At 60.0% G+C, this 15,707-nt stretch carries 14 protein-coding genes, 1 tRNA gene and 1 pseudogene; 5 read left to right on the top strand and 11 right to left on the bottom strand.

What is annotated here, in order from left to right:
* Positions 1 to 228 precede the first annotated feature (228 nt).
* The 4 genes and pseudogenes from AAE514_RS13640 to AAE514_RS13630 form a co-directional block, all read right to left on the bottom strand.
* Positions 229 to 417 carry a hypothetical protein gene (locus AAE514_RS13640; protein ID WP_347332102.1) on the bottom strand — a complete coding sequence of 63 codons (189 nt, stop codon included), beginning with the start codon at positions 415 to 417 and terminating at the stop codon, positions 229 to 231.
* Positions 418 to 476: 59 nt separating this feature from the next.
* Positions 477 to 680: a hypothetical protein gene (locus AAE514_RS13635; protein WP_347332101.1), complete on the bottom strand. Its 204-nt coding sequence runs from the start codon at positions 678 to 680 to the stop codon at positions 477 to 479.
* 128 nt (positions 681 to 808) lie between these two features.
* Positions 809 to 970: pseudogene (locus AAE514_RS18600) on the bottom strand (DUF6795 domain-containing protein); the annotation flags it as partial.
* A gap of 369 nt (positions 971 to 1,339) precedes the next feature.
* Positions 1,340 to 1,416: transfer RNA gene (locus tag AAE514_RS13630), tRNA-Pro, on the bottom strand.
* A gap of 173 nt (positions 1,417 to 1,589) precedes the next feature.
* On the opposite strand from AAE514_RS13630, the gene AAE514_RS13625 reads away from it, so the two are divergent.
* The gene (locus AAE514_RS13625; protein WP_347332100.1) at positions 1,590 to 1,988 is read left to right on the top strand and encodes a tetratricopeptide repeat protein; all 399 of its coding nucleotides are present in this window, start codon (positions 1,590 to 1,592) and stop codon (positions 1,986 to 1,988) included.
* A gap of 297 nt (positions 1,989 to 2,285) precedes the next feature.
* Here AAE514_RS13625 and mrcB read toward each other — a convergent pair whose 3' ends face one another.
* The gene (gene mrcB / locus AAE514_RS13620; protein ID WP_347332099.1) at positions 2,286 to 4,625 is read right to left on the bottom strand and encodes a penicillin-binding protein 1B; all 2,340 of its coding nucleotides are present in this window, start codon (positions 4,623 to 4,625) and stop codon (positions 2,286 to 2,288) included.
* A gap of 145 nt (positions 4,626 to 4,770) precedes the next feature.
* On the opposite strand from mrcB, the gene AAE514_RS13615 reads away from it, so the two are divergent.
* Positions 4,771 to 5,772 carry an adenosine kinase gene (locus tag AAE514_RS13615; RefSeq protein ID WP_347332098.1) on the top strand — a complete coding sequence of 334 codons (1,002 nt, stop codon included), beginning with the start codon at positions 4,771 to 4,773 and terminating at the stop codon, positions 5,770 to 5,772.
* Positions 5,773 to 5,778: 6 nt separating this feature from the next.
* Here the strand turns inward: AAE514_RS13615 and AAE514_RS13610 are convergent, their stop codons facing one another.
* The 6 genes from AAE514_RS13610 to hemA form a co-directional block, all read right to left on the bottom strand.
* A complete protein-coding gene (locus AAE514_RS13610; RefSeq protein WP_347332097.1) occupies positions 5,779 to 6,927 on the bottom strand; it encodes a M48 family metallopeptidase in 1,149 nt (382 codons plus the stop codon).
* Complete coding sequence (locus tag AAE514_RS13605) at positions 6,924 to 8,000, bottom strand: YjgN family protein (RefSeq protein WP_347332096.1); 1,077 nt, start codon at positions 7,998 to 8,000, stop codon at positions 6,924 to 6,926. Before AAE514_RS13605 ends, AAE514_RS13610 begins: the two co-directional genes overlap by 4 nt.
* 291 nt (positions 8,001 to 8,291) lie before the next feature.
* On the bottom strand, positions 8,292 to 9,044 hold the full coding sequence (locus AAE514_RS13600; RefSeq protein WP_347332095.1) for a HesA/MoeB/ThiF family protein: 753 nt from the start codon (positions 9,042 to 9,044) through the stop codon (positions 8,292 to 8,294).
* Positions 9,037 to 9,900, bottom strand: coding sequence for a peptide chain release factor N(5)-glutamine methyltransferase (gene prmC / locus AAE514_RS13595; RefSeq protein ID WP_347332094.1), 864 nt, complete (start codon positions 9,898 to 9,900; stop codon positions 9,037 to 9,039). The genes AAE514_RS13600 and prmC overlap by 8 nt, the downstream gene beginning before the upstream one ends.
* Positions 9,900 to 10,976 carry a peptide chain release factor 1 gene (prfA, locus tag AAE514_RS13590; protein WP_347332093.1) on the bottom strand — a complete coding sequence of 359 codons (1,077 nt, stop codon included), beginning with the start codon at positions 10,974 to 10,976 and terminating at the stop codon, positions 9,900 to 9,902. Before prfA ends, prmC begins: the two co-directional genes overlap by 1 nt.
* Positions 10,973 to 12,259 carry a glutamyl-tRNA reductase gene (gene hemA / locus AAE514_RS13585; protein ID WP_347332092.1) on the bottom strand — a complete coding sequence of 429 codons (1,287 nt, stop codon included), beginning with the start codon at positions 12,257 to 12,259 and terminating at the stop codon, positions 10,973 to 10,975. The genes prfA and hemA overlap by 4 nt, the downstream gene beginning before the upstream one ends.
* Positions 12,260 to 12,477: 218 nt before the next feature.
* Here hemA and AAE514_RS13580 point away from each other — a divergent pair, with 218 nt between their 5' ends.
* From AAE514_RS13580 to ispE, 3 genes are read left to right on the top strand one after another with little or no spacing between them, the layout of a single operon-like run.
* Positions 12,478 to 14,238: a tetratricopeptide repeat protein gene (locus tag AAE514_RS13580; RefSeq protein ID WP_347332091.1), complete on the top strand. Its 1,761-nt coding sequence runs from the start codon at positions 12,478 to 12,480 to the stop codon at positions 14,236 to 14,238.
* Positions 14,235 to 14,858 (top strand): lipoprotein insertase outer membrane protein LolB, encoded by a 624-nt coding sequence (lolB, locus tag AAE514_RS13575; protein ID WP_347332090.1) that lies wholly within the window; start codon positions 14,235 to 14,237, stop codon positions 14,856 to 14,858. The genes AAE514_RS13580 and lolB overlap by 4 nt, the downstream gene beginning before the upstream one ends.
* Entirely contained in the window at positions 14,855 to 15,706 is an 852-nt protein-coding gene (ispE, locus tag AAE514_RS13570) for a 4-(cytidine 5'-diphospho)-2-C-methyl-D-erythritol kinase (protein WP_347332089.1), read from the top strand. Before lolB ends, ispE begins: the two co-directional genes overlap by 4 nt.
* Position 15,707: the final 1 nt, after the last annotated feature.

The raw sequence follows: 15,707 nt of genomic DNA, 5'->3' as shown, positions 1-15,707 counted from the left end.
TAGGTAGTGGTCATAATCTGCCTCCTCAATGAATGAGAGGCCATGCTATCGCGCGATATTCAGGCTGGGTAGAACGCTGTAGAATGAACGCTTACACCTAAACTGCCCCATCCTCCCCTCACGCGGGTCAAAGTAGATGGCCATTAACAAACTGGATTCCGATACGCTCCGCGAAATTCCTTTGACCATGCCATACAGAGTTCATTAGGGTCGCTTCGGGTGGTCAACTCAGTTAAACCACAGAAAGTAGAAGCCGCATAGCGCGGCGAAGAATAAGATGAAGCCTGCCCCGTACTCCGCCAAAGGTGGGTACTCAGGGTTGTGGGTTCTCGGATGAGCTTTCATGATCGACACCAGTAACAGTACCGTCAGAAGAACCGAGGCAAAGACCTTCGCACTGACAATCAGAAATTCCATTGACTACCTTCTTTTGGTCATAGCTAGAGTTTTTCAATAGCGTTTCTCGCTTCCTTGTTTTATTTCGCGGTCAAACGCCTCAGTACATGCCGAGTGAGGCTCTCCGTCAGTTCCTCCTTGCTGTCTGGTGTGCGCATCCCCAGAGCTTGCATAATTTTTCGCATAAGACACTCCAACCAGAAGCTGACGGTTTCGACCATGCTGATGCCAGTCGCGAGAAGATACGCAATTTTATCTGCAACGGCAGGGCTTGGAACGTTCATAGAAACTCCTTGTATGTCAGATATCCCCGTTACATCTTGTTCCCATAAGAACTTCGTCAGTTCTGATGGTGTTTAGGTCTTCTGCTAATTCACAGGTTAAATTTTTCGGATCCCCCCAAGCTCTACATTTAGCCCCCGTCAGTCTTACTCAACGTCCATATCAAGTACTCTTCGCCATCATACTTCACGGTAATTTCCTGAGTAATAACGAGCTGGGCAAGAGGGCTATCTTTATATAGGTCTGTTTTCTTTGGTATAGAGAAATAACCGTTTTCATCCGTTTTGTAGTGAAAACTTTCTCCGGCGGCATAGCAGTTCCCTCACTTATGAAAAATAACGACAGAATGACCAGGGCAGTAGCGCCGTACCCCTTCAAAATATCGGCTCCTCACCAAATCAACATAGGCTGTGGTATGTCACCACCTATCTAAAAGTAGGGGTAGGCAGCTAATGCACCTATCCTCATTCCTTAGCTCGCACTAATGAGGGTTATAAGCGACTAAACTAAAACACTCGTCAGCAGTTTAAAACAAGAAGGGAGCCGGCTAAAAGCCGAGCCAGAACATGAGCGGTGCGCGCATCCAGTCCCTCAAGCATAGCCCCAAACGAAAAAGCCCCCGAAATTCTCTAGGAAAATCAGGGGCTTAGTCTTAAATTAGTGGTCGGAGCGAGAGGATTCGAACCTCCGACCCCCTCGTCCCGAACGAGGTGCGCTACCAAACTGCGCTACGCTCCGACTTGTCTGGCCTTGGCCAGTGAGGGCGGAATTATAACAGCTCGATTGCGTGTGTAAATGGCCGAATGGCATTTCCTGCGACCTTGAGCAATTTCGCCCTTAGGTGGCAGTGCATTCACCCCCACAGCTGGTATGATGGCCTCCAGATGTATTAACCCTCAGAGGACTGTCTCGTGAATAGTTTCACTCGGATTTGGCTCCTGGGCGCGGGAGCGCTGGTGCTGACCGCCTGCGTGGCACCGATGGATGGCCAAGACCAGACTGACAAGCCCCCCGTGGACAGCGGCGCGGCGGCGGTGATCAGCCTGATTGATCAGGCGCGCCTGGCCTACCAGCAGGGCGATTTTGAAGCGGCGATTGCCACCGCCGAGCGGGGACTGCGTATTGACCGCCGCGAGCCGGAGTTCTATCTGGTGCTGGCCCAAAGCTATATGAGCCTGTCCAAGCCCGAGCAGGCGCGTCAGTTTGCCCAGCAGGGGCTGCGCTTCAGCCCGCCGGATTCTCACCTGTATCAGGCACTGGAGACGGTTCATAACCGGGCTTCTCAGAGAACCGGGACACTGGTTTTCTAGGTGAGGGCGTCCTTAAACAGGCGCCAATAACCACATTAGAGCAATATATAGCCAAACTTAATGTTTTCTTTTGGCGCTATTTCCAATTGGTTTAGCGGGGGCGCCTCAAAAACTGGCGTAATCGCTCATAGCGCCGATACTTATCATTACTGGTGATTGCAATTCTCTGGTTTAGACAAACCGCCACCAGTTGGGTCCAGTGGGACCAAGTCAGGATACTTTCCTTGAATGTGTACTCCTATTTTCGCCGGTGCTTTTGCACCGGCTTTTTTTGGTAATGGCGCTTTTTAGCGGCGTTTAACGCCAAAGCCGCCGCCACCAGCTCGGGGAGGAGGAGCGATCCAATCGGCAGTCAGCCGACTCCTTTGGCCCCTGCCCTTCTCTCAGCGGCAGCCACACGGCCCCCTCGCAGCGTTCGGCGCTGAGTTTTCCGGTCTTTTCATCCAGCCAATCAAAGCTTACGTTCCCCGGCGGGGTAACGGGCAGGCCTTGTGTGGGCAGCTCACCCATGAGGTCCGCCCAGGCGTGCAGGGCGCCGGTGGAGCCGGTGAGCGGGGTTTTCTCGTTGTTGTCCCGTCCCATCCAGAACACAGCCAGGTGTTGGCCACTGAAGCCGGCGAACCAGCTGTCTCGGTAGTCATTGGTGGTGCCGGTTTTGCCGGCCAGGGCCAGGTCTTCCGGCAGGCGTTTATAGACTTGTTTACCCGTACCCTCGCGCAAAGCCAGCTGCAGAAGGTATTGCATCTGAAAGCTGGCCTCGGGGCTGAAACGCTGCTCCATTTCCAGCGGGTAGCGCCGCAACGGGTCTCCCTCGGCGGTCAGCACTTCGCGGATGGCCCGCAGCGGCGTGTAGACGCCCTCGGCAGCAAGGGTGTGGTAAATGCCCGAGACTTCATAAGGGCTCATTTCCACGGCGCCTAACAAAATCGAGGGCACCTGGGGAACGTCTCCCTCGAAGCCGGCCTCGCGCAGGGTGTTGTAGACCGACTCCAAACCCAAATTCATTCCCAACCGGGCGGTGGCCTGGTTGTAGGAGTGAATCAAGCCCTGATAGAGCGGCACCTCGCCGTGGCTTTCCAGATCGGAGTTTCGCGGCTCCCAGCGCTTACCATTACGAGCTTCCACCACGACCGGCTCGTCACTGATCAGCATGCCGGGGTGGTATTCCTCCGGCTTCTGGAGCGCGGTCAGGTAAACGAATGGTTTGACCAGAGAGCCGATGGGCCGGCGGGCGTCCAGCGCCCGGTTGAAGCCGTCAAAACGGGCGTTGCGATCGCCCACCAGGCCCAGCACTTCCCCCGCGCCCACGGAGGTAACCACGGCGGAGCCTTGCAGGCCTTCCGTGCTATAGCCCTGCTCCAGGCGGTGTATGCGCTCACTGACCACGCGCTCCAGGCGGCGTTGTACCATGGGCGAGAGACTGGTAAAGATGCGCAGGCCTTCGCTCTTCAGGTCCTCTTCCCGGTAATCCCGCTGGAGTTGACGTTTAACCAGCTCAATAAAGGCCGGATAGCTCTGCAAGCTGTAGTCGGTGTCCGGGACAATGCCCAGGGGGGCATTGGTGGCACGCTTGCGCTCGGCCGCATCAATCAGCCCCTCGCGCTCCATCACCCGAAGGACCAGGTCCCGCCGGCTTTTGACCCGCTCGGGGTGGCGCCATGGATTGTAGTAGGAGGCGCCTTTGACAATGCCGATCAGCAGCGCGATTTTTTCGGTGCTGAGCTCGCTCAGGGGCTGGGCAAAGTAGTGCTGCGCGCCCAGGGCAAAGCCGTGTACGCCCTGGGAGCCACTCTGGCCCAGGTAGACTTCGTTGATGTAAGTTTCCAGAATCTGCGCCTTGCTGTAATGCACCTCCAGCAGTATCGACATGACGGCTTCCTGGAATTTGCGCCGGAAGCTGCGCTCACGGGTTAGGTAGAAGTTCTTGACCAGTTGCTGGGTCAAGGTGCTACCGCCCTGCACCACACGACCGGCCTGAATGTTGGCCCAGGCGGCCCGCAGAATCGCCGAAGGTGATACCCCAAAGTGGTCCACGAAGTGGCGGTCCTCCACGGCCAGGAGGGTTTCCCCCAACAGGGGAGGCACATCTTCCAGGCGTACCAGCAGGCGGTCCTCCCCATGGGCGGGAAAAATACCACCGATTTCCTCCGGCTCCAGCCGCATGAGCGGTAGGGAGCCGCCGTCCGCTTCGCTCATGCGAGTGAGGCGACCATTTTCCAACGTCAGGCGAAAGCGGCGGGCGGGTTCATCTTTGTCCCAGAACTCAAAACCACGGCTGTAGACCTCATAGTGGCGCGCACCACCGTCAATGCGACGGGAGTACTGCCCGGGGCCGCTGACCCGCTCCACGGGGCGGTAGCCCAGAGCCAGCAGCTCCTGCTCAAACAGGGTGTGAGTGACGGCGAGCCCCCGATACAACTCCAGCGGCCGAGCGTACACCCGGGCGGGAACGGACCACTTTTTCCCGTCGAACTTCTCCTGGACCACCGAGTTGAGATACAGCACCCACAGCACGAACACCACCAGCAGAAAGCCCAGAATATAGAGCGCCCACAAGCGGAACAGGGCCCAGCCGTGACGACCGGAGGGGCTGGGGCCTTTGCGGCGGGAGCGGGTTTTGTGGCGGCGTCGGGTCATAGAACAGCAGTCTCTCGAAACAGGTGCGGCGCGCCGTTATAGGCTGCGCTTTTACGCAGGGCGCTTATTTTGCATAATGGGTGGCCAAAACCCAACCGGGCGAGCGAATAAAACGCCCGCCGGATGATCGACAGCGAGGACTCAAATGAAAGATCACTATCACATCTATGGCATCGGCGCGGCGCTGGTGGACACGGAAATCCAGGTTAGCGACGACGATCTCAAAGCCATGGCGGTGGCCAAAGGTGTGATGACGCTGGTGGACGAGCCTCGCCAGGACGAACTCATTGACTACCTGCGAGACCACTTGGTTCATTCAAAGCGCGCCAGTGGCGGCTCCGGGGCCAACACCATTACCGCCGCCGGTTACTTCGGCTGCCGCAACTTTTACTCCTGCAAGGTGGCGGACGATGAAAACGGCCATTTCTACCTGAAGGACATCAAAGATGCGAGCGTGGAGTACCCGGCACACCTGGGCAAAGACGAAGGTATTACCGGCAAATGCCTGGTGATGATCAGCCCGGATGCCGAGCGCAGCATGCACACTTTCCTGGGCATCAGCGCGACCCTGTCGGTCAATGAGCTGGACTCCGATGCGATTGAAGCCTCGGACTATGCTTACATTGAAGGCTACCTGGTGAGCTCGGACACCGGCCGCGCCGCTGCTATTGAACTGCGCAAGCGGGCCGAAAAGCGCAACACCCTCACCGCCCTGAGCCTGTCTGACCCGGCCATGGTACAGTTTTTCCGGGACGGCTTGCTGGAAATGATTGGCGAAGGCGTGGACCTGTTGTTCTGCAACCGGGAAGAGGCCATGGGCTTTACCGGTTACGACAACCTAGAAGAAGCCGCCCAGTCCCTTCAGGAATACTGCCGCTCTTTTGCCATTACCTGTGGCGCCGACGGCGCTCTGGTGTTTAACGGCGAGCACTCCTACCACATCGACGCCGAGCCGGTAAAAGCGGTCGATACCAACGGGGCCGGCGATATGTTTGCCGGCGCCTTTTTGTATGCCCTGAGCCAGGGACACGGGTACGATGTGGCCGGCCGCTTTGCCAGCAAGGCAGCCGGCAAGGTAGTCACCCAGTATGGCCCGCGCCTAAAGCCGGAGCAGCATCAGGCGCTGAAACAGGATTTTTTTGGGTAATACCGTTTACTCATGCTTTTCAAAGCGGCGCAGCCTGTCTTCGGTGGCGGGGTGCGTCGACAAGTAGCGGCTTAAACCCGCCCCTTGCGACGGCTTGTCCGCCTCCTCACTCAGCGTATCGCAGCGCTCGCGCCACCGCGCCTCGGAAACCTCCCCCAAGGACATTTCAACACCGGCGCCCTCAAAGACCGCCCGGCACTGTCCCCAGTCCCTCAGGCGAGTCATGATGGAGGAAAAGGCCTCCCGCGGAATGCCCTCCCGGTCCAACCAACGGGCCGAAAACGCATCCGCCTCCAGCTCGTGATCCCTTGAGTAGGACAGACTGGCAAACACCACGGGCAACGTCGCCACCACCTCGGCAACCCCCGAGATGTCACCCAACAGCGCCATCGCCCCCACACCCAGCAATGAAGTCTGGATCAGCGCGCGTAAGCTGTGGCGGTGCTCCACGTGCCCCACTTCGTGGGCCAGTATGGCCAGCAGTTCGTTGTCATTGCGCGCGAGGTAAATCAGTTCGTCGGTAAATATCAAGGTACCGTCGGGCAGGGCCATGGCGTTGGGGCCGATGCTCTCACCCCCTCTACGAAACAGCACCCGATACTCGGGCCCCTCGAGGCGTTCGTAGCGTTTCAGAAGCGGCTCGAAGGTGGAGCGCAGTTCCGCCTGCCGGCTTTCACTCAGGCCAGTTTCGTCAAAGTGGGTGCGATCAAGCACGGTCAGCGTCTCGCGCGAGACTTGGTTGAGCGTGTCAGCCGGTAGGCGGTGGGCGATGACATTCGCCACCGCCGGCACCCCGAACTGAACACTGCCCCAGACAAAGGCCGCCGTCAGAAAAACCGCCACCAGCACCGCCGCCCGATGGTTTTCCAGCCAGTGCACGAAGCCCCCTCGGGAGCCGCCACGCTGGCGCAGCATGTCATCCACGGCGGTATTATCGGAGGTTTCCAGTACAGCGCCGTCCGGGAAGGTAATGTAGCGCGGGGTGTTGCCGAGCCGGGGCGATACCTCGAGCCGGCTCAGTTCAACGTCAACCGGCTCCCCTTCTTCTTTAGTCAGGCGAGCGCGGTCGAGGGGGCCGCGCTCCAGGCGGGCCTTAACGCGGCGGGACTCCCCCAGCGGGTACCAGTCCCCTTCAATGCACCAGGGTCGGGTCATAGTCCGATATCAAAGTCGAACAGGTCGCTCACGCCCTCGGCCACCGACCCGGCCTTCTCGCGCTGACGCTCCGCAAAGGTATCCAGGCTGCCCCGCGCAAATACCCGTGTGTGGTTCGCCTTGTAACGGGCCAGCCGGACTTTGCCCCAGGGGTAATACATACCCAGCGTCACAATGGTGAGAAGCGTGTTGGAAAGCACAATAGCGGCGTAGGAAATAACACTCCAGTTTGCATCAAAGCGGTGATGCTCAATCGTGGTATTTTTGTAGCGCTGGCAGGCAATGGCCGCCGCCACGCCGGCCCCGAGTACTACGTAAACCACAAAAAACAAAAAGAACGAAACGACTACGCCCGTCACTCCCAGAATCGCGCCCAAGGCGGTAGAGATGGCGCCCGCCACGAGAAACCCGACCAACGCAATGGCGCCCGCCGCCAAAAAGATTTGATAATACAGCCCCGGGCGAGCGTGGAAATCAAACGGGCTGGCACCGTACTGGTGATGGCTGACCATAAACCGCTGCTGCCGCTGTATGGCAAACGGCATTAAGATCCCAAGCGTCAACGCTCCGGCGATGGGCCAGAACAGGAAGGCTTTCGCCGCCTCCCACGGGGTACCCGTAAATTCGAAGGAAACGTTCCGGTAGCGGCTGTAACGGGCATTAAAGCGCAAGGATTGGCAGACCAACCAGGGCAAGGCGATCAGAAAAACCAAGAACATTACAAGGGCCGCAATAACGGATAAGTTCTCTGCCAGGACATAGGCCGCCAGCAAGACGGTCGCGACAACACGGCCCACCAGAATTTTGACCGGGTCGGCCGTATAGGAAAAGCTGGCCCCATCCAGGGTGGTGTTACCGTAGAAGTACTGTTTGTTGCGCACCTTGGCCCAGGCGGAGTAAATGCCCATAGTCAGGATGGTCAGTACGATGTTCACGATCCAGACACGGAAGTACTCACCTCCACGGCCGGAGAACACAAACGGGATTTCCCGCTCGTCGGCGCCACCGGCGGCCAGGTTTGACTCTATCTGCTCGGATTCAAAGTATTGGTAAGATTCAGGAGAATGGTGCATAACCGTCCCTCGTTTTATTGTTTATTCCTGCCCCAATGTTGGGACCCTGAAAAGCGAGGTTAGCAATTTTTGGCGATAGAGCGCAACTACGGTGGCTTGGTGAGAGTCGAGTTACGGCGGATGCACCCTACGGAAGGCACGGAGATTGTATACGGCGGATGCGCCTGCGGCTTATTCGCCCTACGGAAGGCGTATATGGCGGTGCGGTTACCTCGCTGCGCCCTACGCAACCACCGCGCTACCTGTAGGGCGGATCGGTCCGACGCATCGGAGCCGCAGGCGCATCCGCCGTTACTCAGGCCGGTTACCACACACAGGGCAATCCGGGTCTCGCGGTAATTTCAGCTCGCGCCACTCGCTGCGGTTGGCGTCGAACAATAACAGCCGGCCGGCCAGGTTTGTCCCCACGCCAGCCAAAACCTTGATCGCTTCCAGTGCCTGCATGCTGCCGATCACCCCCACCAGGGGCGCGAGTACGCCGCTGGTGGCGCAGTTCAGTTGTTCGTCTTCGAGTACATCGTACAGGCAGCGGTAACAGGGGCTGCTTTCCTGGCGGGCATCAAAGACGGTGACCTGCCCCTCCAGGCGAATGGCCGCGCCGGAAACCAGCGGGGTTTGGGCTCGAACGCAGGCGGCGTTAATGGCATAGCGCACTCCAAAATTGTCGGTGGCATCCACCACCAAGTCCACCTGGTCCACCAACTGCTGCAGCCGGTCGCCTTCGAGTTTCTCGTGTATGGGCACGATGTGGGCCCCGGGGTTCAGAGCGCGCAGCGCCTGCGCGGCGGACTCCACCTTGGGCTGGCCGACACGGTCGGTGGTGTGGGCGATCTGTCGCTGCAGGTTGGATAGGTCCACCTCGTCGTGGTCCGCCAGCCACAGCGAACCCACACCGGAGGCGGCCAGGTACATGGCCACCGGTGAGCCCAAACCGCCCGCGCCCACTACCAGTACCTTGGCGTTTAGCAGGGCTTCCTGCCCCTCCAGGTCGAGCTCCGGCAGCATGATATGGCGGCTGTATCGCAGTAATTGTTGATCATCCATCGTATCGGTCTCCCGTTGCGGGCGCCTGGCCCAGGGTCACTCGATCATTGCCGCCCAGGTCTTGCTCGGTACGGATGTTTCGGAAGCCGCGCGCCGTCAGTATGGCGCGCACGGTTTCCCCCTGGGTCCAGCCGTGCTCAAGCAGCAGCCAGCCTTCAGCCGCCAGATGCTCGGGCGCGGCCTGCGCGATCCGTTGAATATCCTCCAACCCCTCGTTCTCCGCCACCAGGGCCGAGCGCGGCTCGAAGCGAACATCGCCTTGATTCAAGTGGGGATCATTATCCGCAATATAGGGCGGGTTGCTCAAGATCACATCAAAGGGCTCGGCGGTATTTACACCCTCAAACCAATCGCTCTGGGTACAGGTGACTCCGGCAAAGCCAAGCTGAATTCGATTCCGCTCGGCCAGTTGCACCGCCTCGGGGGAGGCATCCACCGCCGCCACCTTCCAGCCCGGCCGTTCGCTGGCAAACGCCAGGGCGATGGCACCGGTCCCGGTTCCCAGGTCCAGCGCCTTGCCTTCGGGTTGCCCGTCGGTCAGCGACAGCGCCAGTTCCACCAAGCGCTCAGTGTCGGGGCGCGGAATCAGGGTAGTGTTATTCACTTGCAGAGGGAGCGACCAAAACTCGCGTTGGCCGAGGATGTGCGCCAACGGTACGCCCTTGAGGCGACGGGAAAAGGCCCGCTCAAACTCGACCGCCTGTTCGGCGTTAAGCTCGGCCTCGGGCCAGGTGTACAACCAGGTGCGATCTTTACCCAGCGTCCAGGCCAGCAACAGTTCAACGTCCAAACGCGGGCTGTCGCTGACCGGCGCAAGCTCCCGGGCGCGCCGCAGCAACTGATCCACCCGTTGCATTAGGCGGACAGGGCGGCGAGTTGGTCCGCCTGGTATTCATGAATGAGCGGTTGAACCACTTCGTTCAGGTTGCCCTGCATTACCTCGTCCAGCTTGTAGAGCGTAAGGTTAATGCGGTGGTCGGTCACCCGCCCCTGGGGGAAGTTGTAAGTGCGAATGCGTTCGGACCGGTCTCCGGAGCCCACCAAGTTGCGACGCTCGTCCGACAGGTGTTTTGCCGCGGCTTCTTCGCTGGCGCTTTTGAGCTTCGCCGCCAACAGTGACAGTGCCCGGGCGCGGTTTTTGTGCTGCGAACGCTCATCCTGACACTCCACCACAATGCCCGTGGGCAGGTGCGTCACGCGAATGGCGGAGTCGGTCTTGTTCACGTGCTGCCCACCGGCGCCGGAGGCGCGAAAGGTATCGATGCGCAGATCGTTTTTGTTGATATCCACCTCTTCCACTTCATCCGCTTCGGGCATAATCGCCACGGTACAAGCGGAAGTGTGAATGCGCCCCTGGGATTCGGTTTCCGGCACGCGCTGAACCCGGTGAGCGCCGGACTCGAACTTCAACTGAGCGTAGACGCTGTCGCCCACCACCCGGCTGATGATCTCCTTGTAACCGCCGTGTTCGCCTTCGCTCTGGCTCAACACCTCAACCCGCCATTTATTCTGCTCGGCGTATTTGCTGTACATACGGAACAGGTCGCCGGCAAAAATCGCGGCTTCATCCCCACCGGTACCGGCGCGGATTTCAAGAAACACGTTCTTGCCGTCATTCGGGTCTTTGGGCAACAACAGTCGCTGCAGTTCTTCTTCCAAAGGCCCGAGCTGCTCGTCGCAGGCTTCCAGTTCTTCCCGGGCCATATCGCGCATTTCCGGGTCATCCAGCAGGGCCTCGGCTTCGGCCCGATCGGATTTCATCTGGTCATAGCGGCCATAGCTCTGCACCACCGGTTCCAGCTCCGCGTACTCTTTGGACAAGTCCCGAAACCGATTCTGGTTGGTAATGATTTCCGGGTCCGACAACAGTTGGCCGACTTCTTCGTACCGCTCTGTCAGGCGGGCCAGTTTTTCTTCAATGGATGCTTTCATTCGCGTTCGCTTTTCCCGTCAGTGTCGTTGTCACTCTCCCCCAGCCCGAACAGCTCCCGCGCCGAGGCCACCAGTTCGGTACGGCCCTCGGCGCTGGCCTGGCGCAAGGCAACGCTGGGGGGGTGCAACAGTTTATTCGTGAGCGAGCGAGACAACTGTGCCATCAGCTCGCGCGGGTCGCCGCCGGCCTCCAGGGCCTTCTGGACCTTCTCCAGCTCCGCCGCGGCCTGAGCCTCCACCTGCTGGCGGTAGGCTCGAATAGTCACCGAGGCATCCTGAACCCGTTGCGCCTTTAAATAGTGAGCAACGCCTTCGGCAATAATGTCTCGGGCTTTATCCGCGGCGGCTTCCCGGGACTTTTTGTTCCGGTCGATTACCGTGTGCAGGTCATCCACCGTAAACAGGTACACATCGTCCAGAGTGCCCACTTCTTCTTCGATATCCCGGGGCACGGCAATGTCGAGCATGAACATGGGTTTGTGTTTGCGCTTTTTCAGCGCCGATTCCACCGCACCCTTGCCCAGCAGAGGCAACTGGCTGGCGGTGGAAGAAATCACAATGTCGGCCCTATGCAGGTACTCTGGAATATCCGCCAGCAAAATCGCCTCCGCCCCCAGCTCCGAAGACAGCACCTGAGCTCGGTCCAAGGTTCGGTTGGCCACAATCAGCTTCTTGGTGCCCTGCTCCTTCAAGTGCCGCGCCACCAGTTGGATGGTTTCCCCGGCGCCTATCAGCAGCGCCGTATCTTCTTTTAAGTCCGAGAAAATCTGCTGCGCCAGGCTAACCGCCGCATAGGCCACCGACACCGGGTTCTCCCCAATGGCGGTTTCCGAGCGAACCCGCTTGGCCACGCCGAACACCTGTTGAAAGGCCGCGTGCAGCTCGGCACCCACCGTGCCGGCCTGGCTTGCCACCGCGTAGGCGGATTTCACTTGCCCCAGAATCTGGGGCTCCCCCAGTACAAGGGAGTCCAGCCCGCTGGCCACCTTCATCATATGCCCCACCGCCTCATCGTTCTGAAAACAGTAGTAACAGCGGTTGAGCGCTTCGGCATCCATTTTCGTATGCTCCAGCAACCAGGCGAGCAAGGCGTCTACTTGTGCCTCACTGGCGGCGTAGATTTCCGTGCGGTTGCAGGTTGACAGTATGGCGATTTCTTTGAGCCCGGCCCGTTCTTGAGCCTCGGCCAACGCGGCTTCCAGGCTGTCGGGCGCAAAGGCGACACGCTCGCGGATAGCCAGTGGAGCCGTATTGTGATTGATGCCGAAGGCCAACAGGGTCATAGAGTAGGAGCAGGTTTGCCAGCAAAAGGGACGCCATTGTCCGGCCCCGGGCGGTCGGGCGCAAGGGGCGGAAGTGGAAAGGCCGTTTCACCCCTGGTACGAGCCGCGATAATACAAGGGAATTATGACCCCGTTCGCCCGTCGAAGCCAGTGCGACTGGCGAACCCCGCTCGCTGTGTTTATGATGCCCGTTGTACCCAACGACTCGATGAGACTCTATGAAGCTTAGCGTACCGTTTGCGACTGCCCTGAGCGCTTGCGCTCTGTTGATCGGCTGTGCCCAACAGGGTTCCGAACCCCAGCAAGACCCGGCCACATCGGACTCCCCGGACCAGAGCGCCTCTGAAGGCCGCACTCCCACAGCGAGGGACTCGGCGGAGGTACCGCATACCCGGCCCTTCAGCCGTGAAACCCTCTATGCCCTGCTGGCGGCGGAAATCGCCGGCAGCCGGCAGCAGTTTGATATTGCCCTATCCAACTACATCCAGCAGGCCCACGAAACCCGGGACCCACAGGTAGCCGCCCGCGCGACCCACATCGCCCGCTTCCTCTCCGCCGAGAACGCCGTTCTGGATGCCGCCCTGCTGTGGGTGGAAGTCGCCCCCGAGGACACCGAGGCCCAGCTCAACGCCGCGCTCGCACTGGTTCGCACCGGCCGCCTGCAAGAGGCTTTCGAGCTCTCCCGTCGCCTGCAGGAAAAGGGCGAGCACACCTTGTTTCAGAACATCGCCGCCAGTGCCGCCGACTCGACCGATACCCAGCGGGAGCAGCTAATCGAGGGCTATAAGACCCTGCTCGAGCGCTACCCCGAACATAAGGAACTGCTGGTGGGTACCGGTCTGCTGCTGCAACAGCACGGCGACTTGGAACCGGCCCTGGGCTATGCCGAGCGCGCCCTGGGCCACCACCCGGACGACGCCGCCGCCACGATTTTGAAGGCCACCGTGCTCAACGAAATGGACCGCAGCGACGAAGCCCTGCGAGCCATTGTCTCAGCACTGGAGGAAAACCCAGACAGCACGCGCCTAAGGCTCCAATACGCCCGCCTGCTCACCCAGCACGACCTGGAGCGGGCGCAGGAGCAGTTTGAAGTGCTGGTACAGCAGGAGCCGGACGACCCGGACCTGCGCCTGTCTCTAGGCATAGTGGCGCTGGAGCGAGGCGATACCGACACCGCGCAGCAGAGCTTCGAGGCCCTATTGGACAGCGGGGAACACATCTCCACCGCTAACTATTACCTGGGCCAGATCGCCGAGAACGAAGGCCGCGAAGAAGACGCCCTGCTTTACTACCTTCAGGTGGAGCCGGGCAGCGATTTTCTGCAGGCGACCCTGAACATTCTGGATATTTTTCTCCAACGCGGCGAGCTTGAAGCCGCCAACGACCACATGAACCGGCTGCGCAACCGCTTCCCGGACCGGGCCGCAGACCTGTACCTACTCCAGGCACGCACCCTGCTCCAGCACGGGCACGACCAGGCCGCCGAACACATCCTGGGTATTGCGCTCGACTCCCACCCCACCCACAGCGACCTGCGCTACACCCGCGGCATGCTCTACGCCGAGCAGGGGCGAATCGAGGCGATGGAGCGGGACTTACGCGAACTGCTCAAATACGACCCCCAGAACGCCAATGCCCTCAACGCCCTGGGCTACACCCTGGCGGACCAAACCGACCGTTACGAGGAGGCGCTGGGCCTCATCGAACAGGCCCTGGCGCTGGAGCCCGAAGAGCCCGCCATTCTCGACAGCATGGGGTGGGTGCTTTACAAAATGGGCCAACCGGAAGAAGCCTTGCCGTACCTGGAAGATGCCATGGCCGCCTACCCGGACCAGGAAATTGCCGCCCACCTGGGCGAGGTACTGTGGGTACTGGGCGAGCGGGAGCGCGCGCGCGAGGTGTGGCGGGAAGGCCTGGAGAATGACCCCGACAGCAAACTGATTCCCGCGACCAAAAAGCGTTTGAAGGTGAACGAATGAGGCACTGGAAACTCCTCCTCGGTACAACCGTTTTGTTGCTTGCGGCAGGCTGCGCCCAACAACCCACCATCCCGCCGATCGAAAACTGGGAGGCGCACCGCGCCGCCGCGAGTGAGCTTCACAGCTGGACCCTGAGCGGCAAACTGGGCGCGCGCGTGCCCAATGACAGTGGCAGCGCGCGGGTGCGCTGGAAGCAGCAGCACGGCGACTACCGCATCGACCTGAGCGGTCCCTTTGGCCAGGGACGAATCATAATCGACACGACGGCAAGCGGTGTACGCCTGCGCCAGGGTGGCGAACCGCCCATGGAGGCCGCCGATGCCGAAAGCCTGCTCTGGCAGGCCACCGGTTGGCACCTACCCGTGGAAGAGCTGACCTACTGGGTTCGAGGCATACCCGCCCCCAACAGTGAACACGACATCCTCGCCCGAACGGAAGCCGGGCTGATTAGCCAACTGCGCCAACGCGGGTGGCACTTGAGCTATGAGGAGTATCAGCGCGTGCGCCAACATACCCGACAGGGAGTCAAAACCCTCCCTCTGCCGGGGCGCATCGTGGCCGAACGGGACGACACCCGACTGACCCTGATCGTCTACGACTGGGCACTCCCCAACACATGAACAAACCGCTCACCTTGCCGGCCCCGGCCAAACTGAACCTGTGCCTACATATACTGGGGCGACGCCCGGATGGCTACCATGAACTGCAAACGGCGTTTCAGTTGTTGGACTACGGCGACCGACTCACCTTTAGCCCCCGAGCGGATGAGAAGCTGCTCCTGACTCCAGACATCCCCTCCCTCCCGCCGGAAGAGAACCTGATTTGGCGTGCGGCGCAGCTGCTCAAGCCTTTCGCTCAAACCGGGACCGGCATGCACATCGAGCTGAGCAAGCACCTGCCAATGGGCGGCGGCCTGGGCGGCGGCAGCAGCAACGCGGCCACCACGCTGCTGGCGTTGAACCGGCTCTGGCACTGCGACCGCTCAAACGAGCAACTGCAACAACTGGGGCTGCAATTGGGGGCGGATGTCCCGGTGTTTGTGGCCGGCCACAGCGCCTGGGCCGAAGGCATTGGCGAGCGGCTGAGTCCTCTGAAGCTGCCCGAGCGGTGGTTCCTGGTGCTCACCCCCAGCACCCCGGTCTCCACCGCTGAGATTTTTTGTCACAAAGATTTGACAAGAGGCACAGCGCCCATTACAGTAGCGGCCTTCTTTGAGCGGGGCGGCAAAAACGACTGCCAACCGCTGGTCAGGAGACTTTATCCCGAAGTGGATAAAGCGCTGATTTGGTTGGAAAAATTTGCCAGCAACGCTACAATGTCCGGCACTGGCGCCAGCGTCTTCGCCATTTTTGAGAGCGAAGCCGAAGCACAGCGAGGATTGAGTCAGACGCCCAAACAATGGTCCGCTTTTGTGGCCAGGGGCATCAACCAATCCCCAGCCCGCCAGCAATTGTTTGAAGACAATTGAA

Origin of the sequence: Marinimicrobium locisalis (genome assembly GCF_039822625.1) — a bacterium.
GTDB lineage: Bacteria > Pseudomonadota > Gammaproteobacteria > Pseudomonadales > Cellvibrionaceae > Marinimicrobium > Marinimicrobium locisalis.
Note: the sequence above shows the minus strand (reverse complement) of the source record. Positions and strands in the feature narration are given on the sequence as shown.

Coding starts and splice junctions, on each gene's coding strand:
- AAE514_RS13640 (WP_347332102.1), bottom strand. CDS start 417: ATGGAATTTCTGATTGTCAGTGCGAAGGTCTTTGCCTCGGTTCTTCTG.
- AAE514_RS13635 (WP_347332101.1), bottom strand. CDS start 680: ATGAACGTTCCAAGCCCTGCCGTTGCAGATAAAATTGCGTATCTTCTC.
- mrcB (WP_347332099.1), bottom strand. CDS start 4,625: ATGACCCGACGCCGCCACAAAACCCGCTCCCGCCGCAAAGGCCCCAGC.
- AAE514_RS13615 (WP_347332098.1), top strand. CDS start 4,771: ATGAAAGATCACTATCACATCTATGGCATCGGCGCGGCGCTGGTGGAC.
- AAE514_RS13610 (WP_347332097.1), bottom strand. CDS start 6,927: ATGACCCGACCCTGGTGCATTGAAGGGGACTGGTACCCGCTGGGGGAG.
- AAE514_RS13605 (WP_347332096.1), bottom strand. CDS start 8,000: ATGCACCATTCTCCTGAATCTTACCAATACTTTGAATCCGAGCAGATA.
- AAE514_RS13600 (WP_347332095.1), bottom strand. CDS start 9,044: ATGGATGATCAACAATTACTGCGATACAGCCGCCATATCATGCTGCCG.
- prmC (WP_347332094.1), bottom strand. CDS start 9,900: ATGCAACGGGTGGATCAGTTGCTGCGGCGCGCCCGGGAGCTTGCGCCG.
- prfA (WP_347332093.1), bottom strand. CDS start 10,976: ATGAAAGCATCCATTGAAGAAAAACTGGCCCGCCTGACAGAGCGGTAC.
- hemA (WP_347332092.1), bottom strand. CDS start 12,259: ATGACCCTGTTGGCCTTCGGCATCAATCACAATACGGCTCCACTGGCT.
- AAE514_RS13580 (WP_347332091.1), top strand. CDS start 12,478: ATGAAGCTTAGCGTACCGTTTGCGACTGCCCTGAGCGCTTGCGCTCTG.
- lolB (WP_347332090.1), top strand. CDS start 14,235: ATGAGGCACTGGAAACTCCTCCTCGGTACAACCGTTTTGTTGCTTGCG.
- ispE (WP_347332089.1), top strand. CDS start 14,855: ATGAACAAACCGCTCACCTTGCCGGCCCCGGCCAAACTGAACCTGTGC.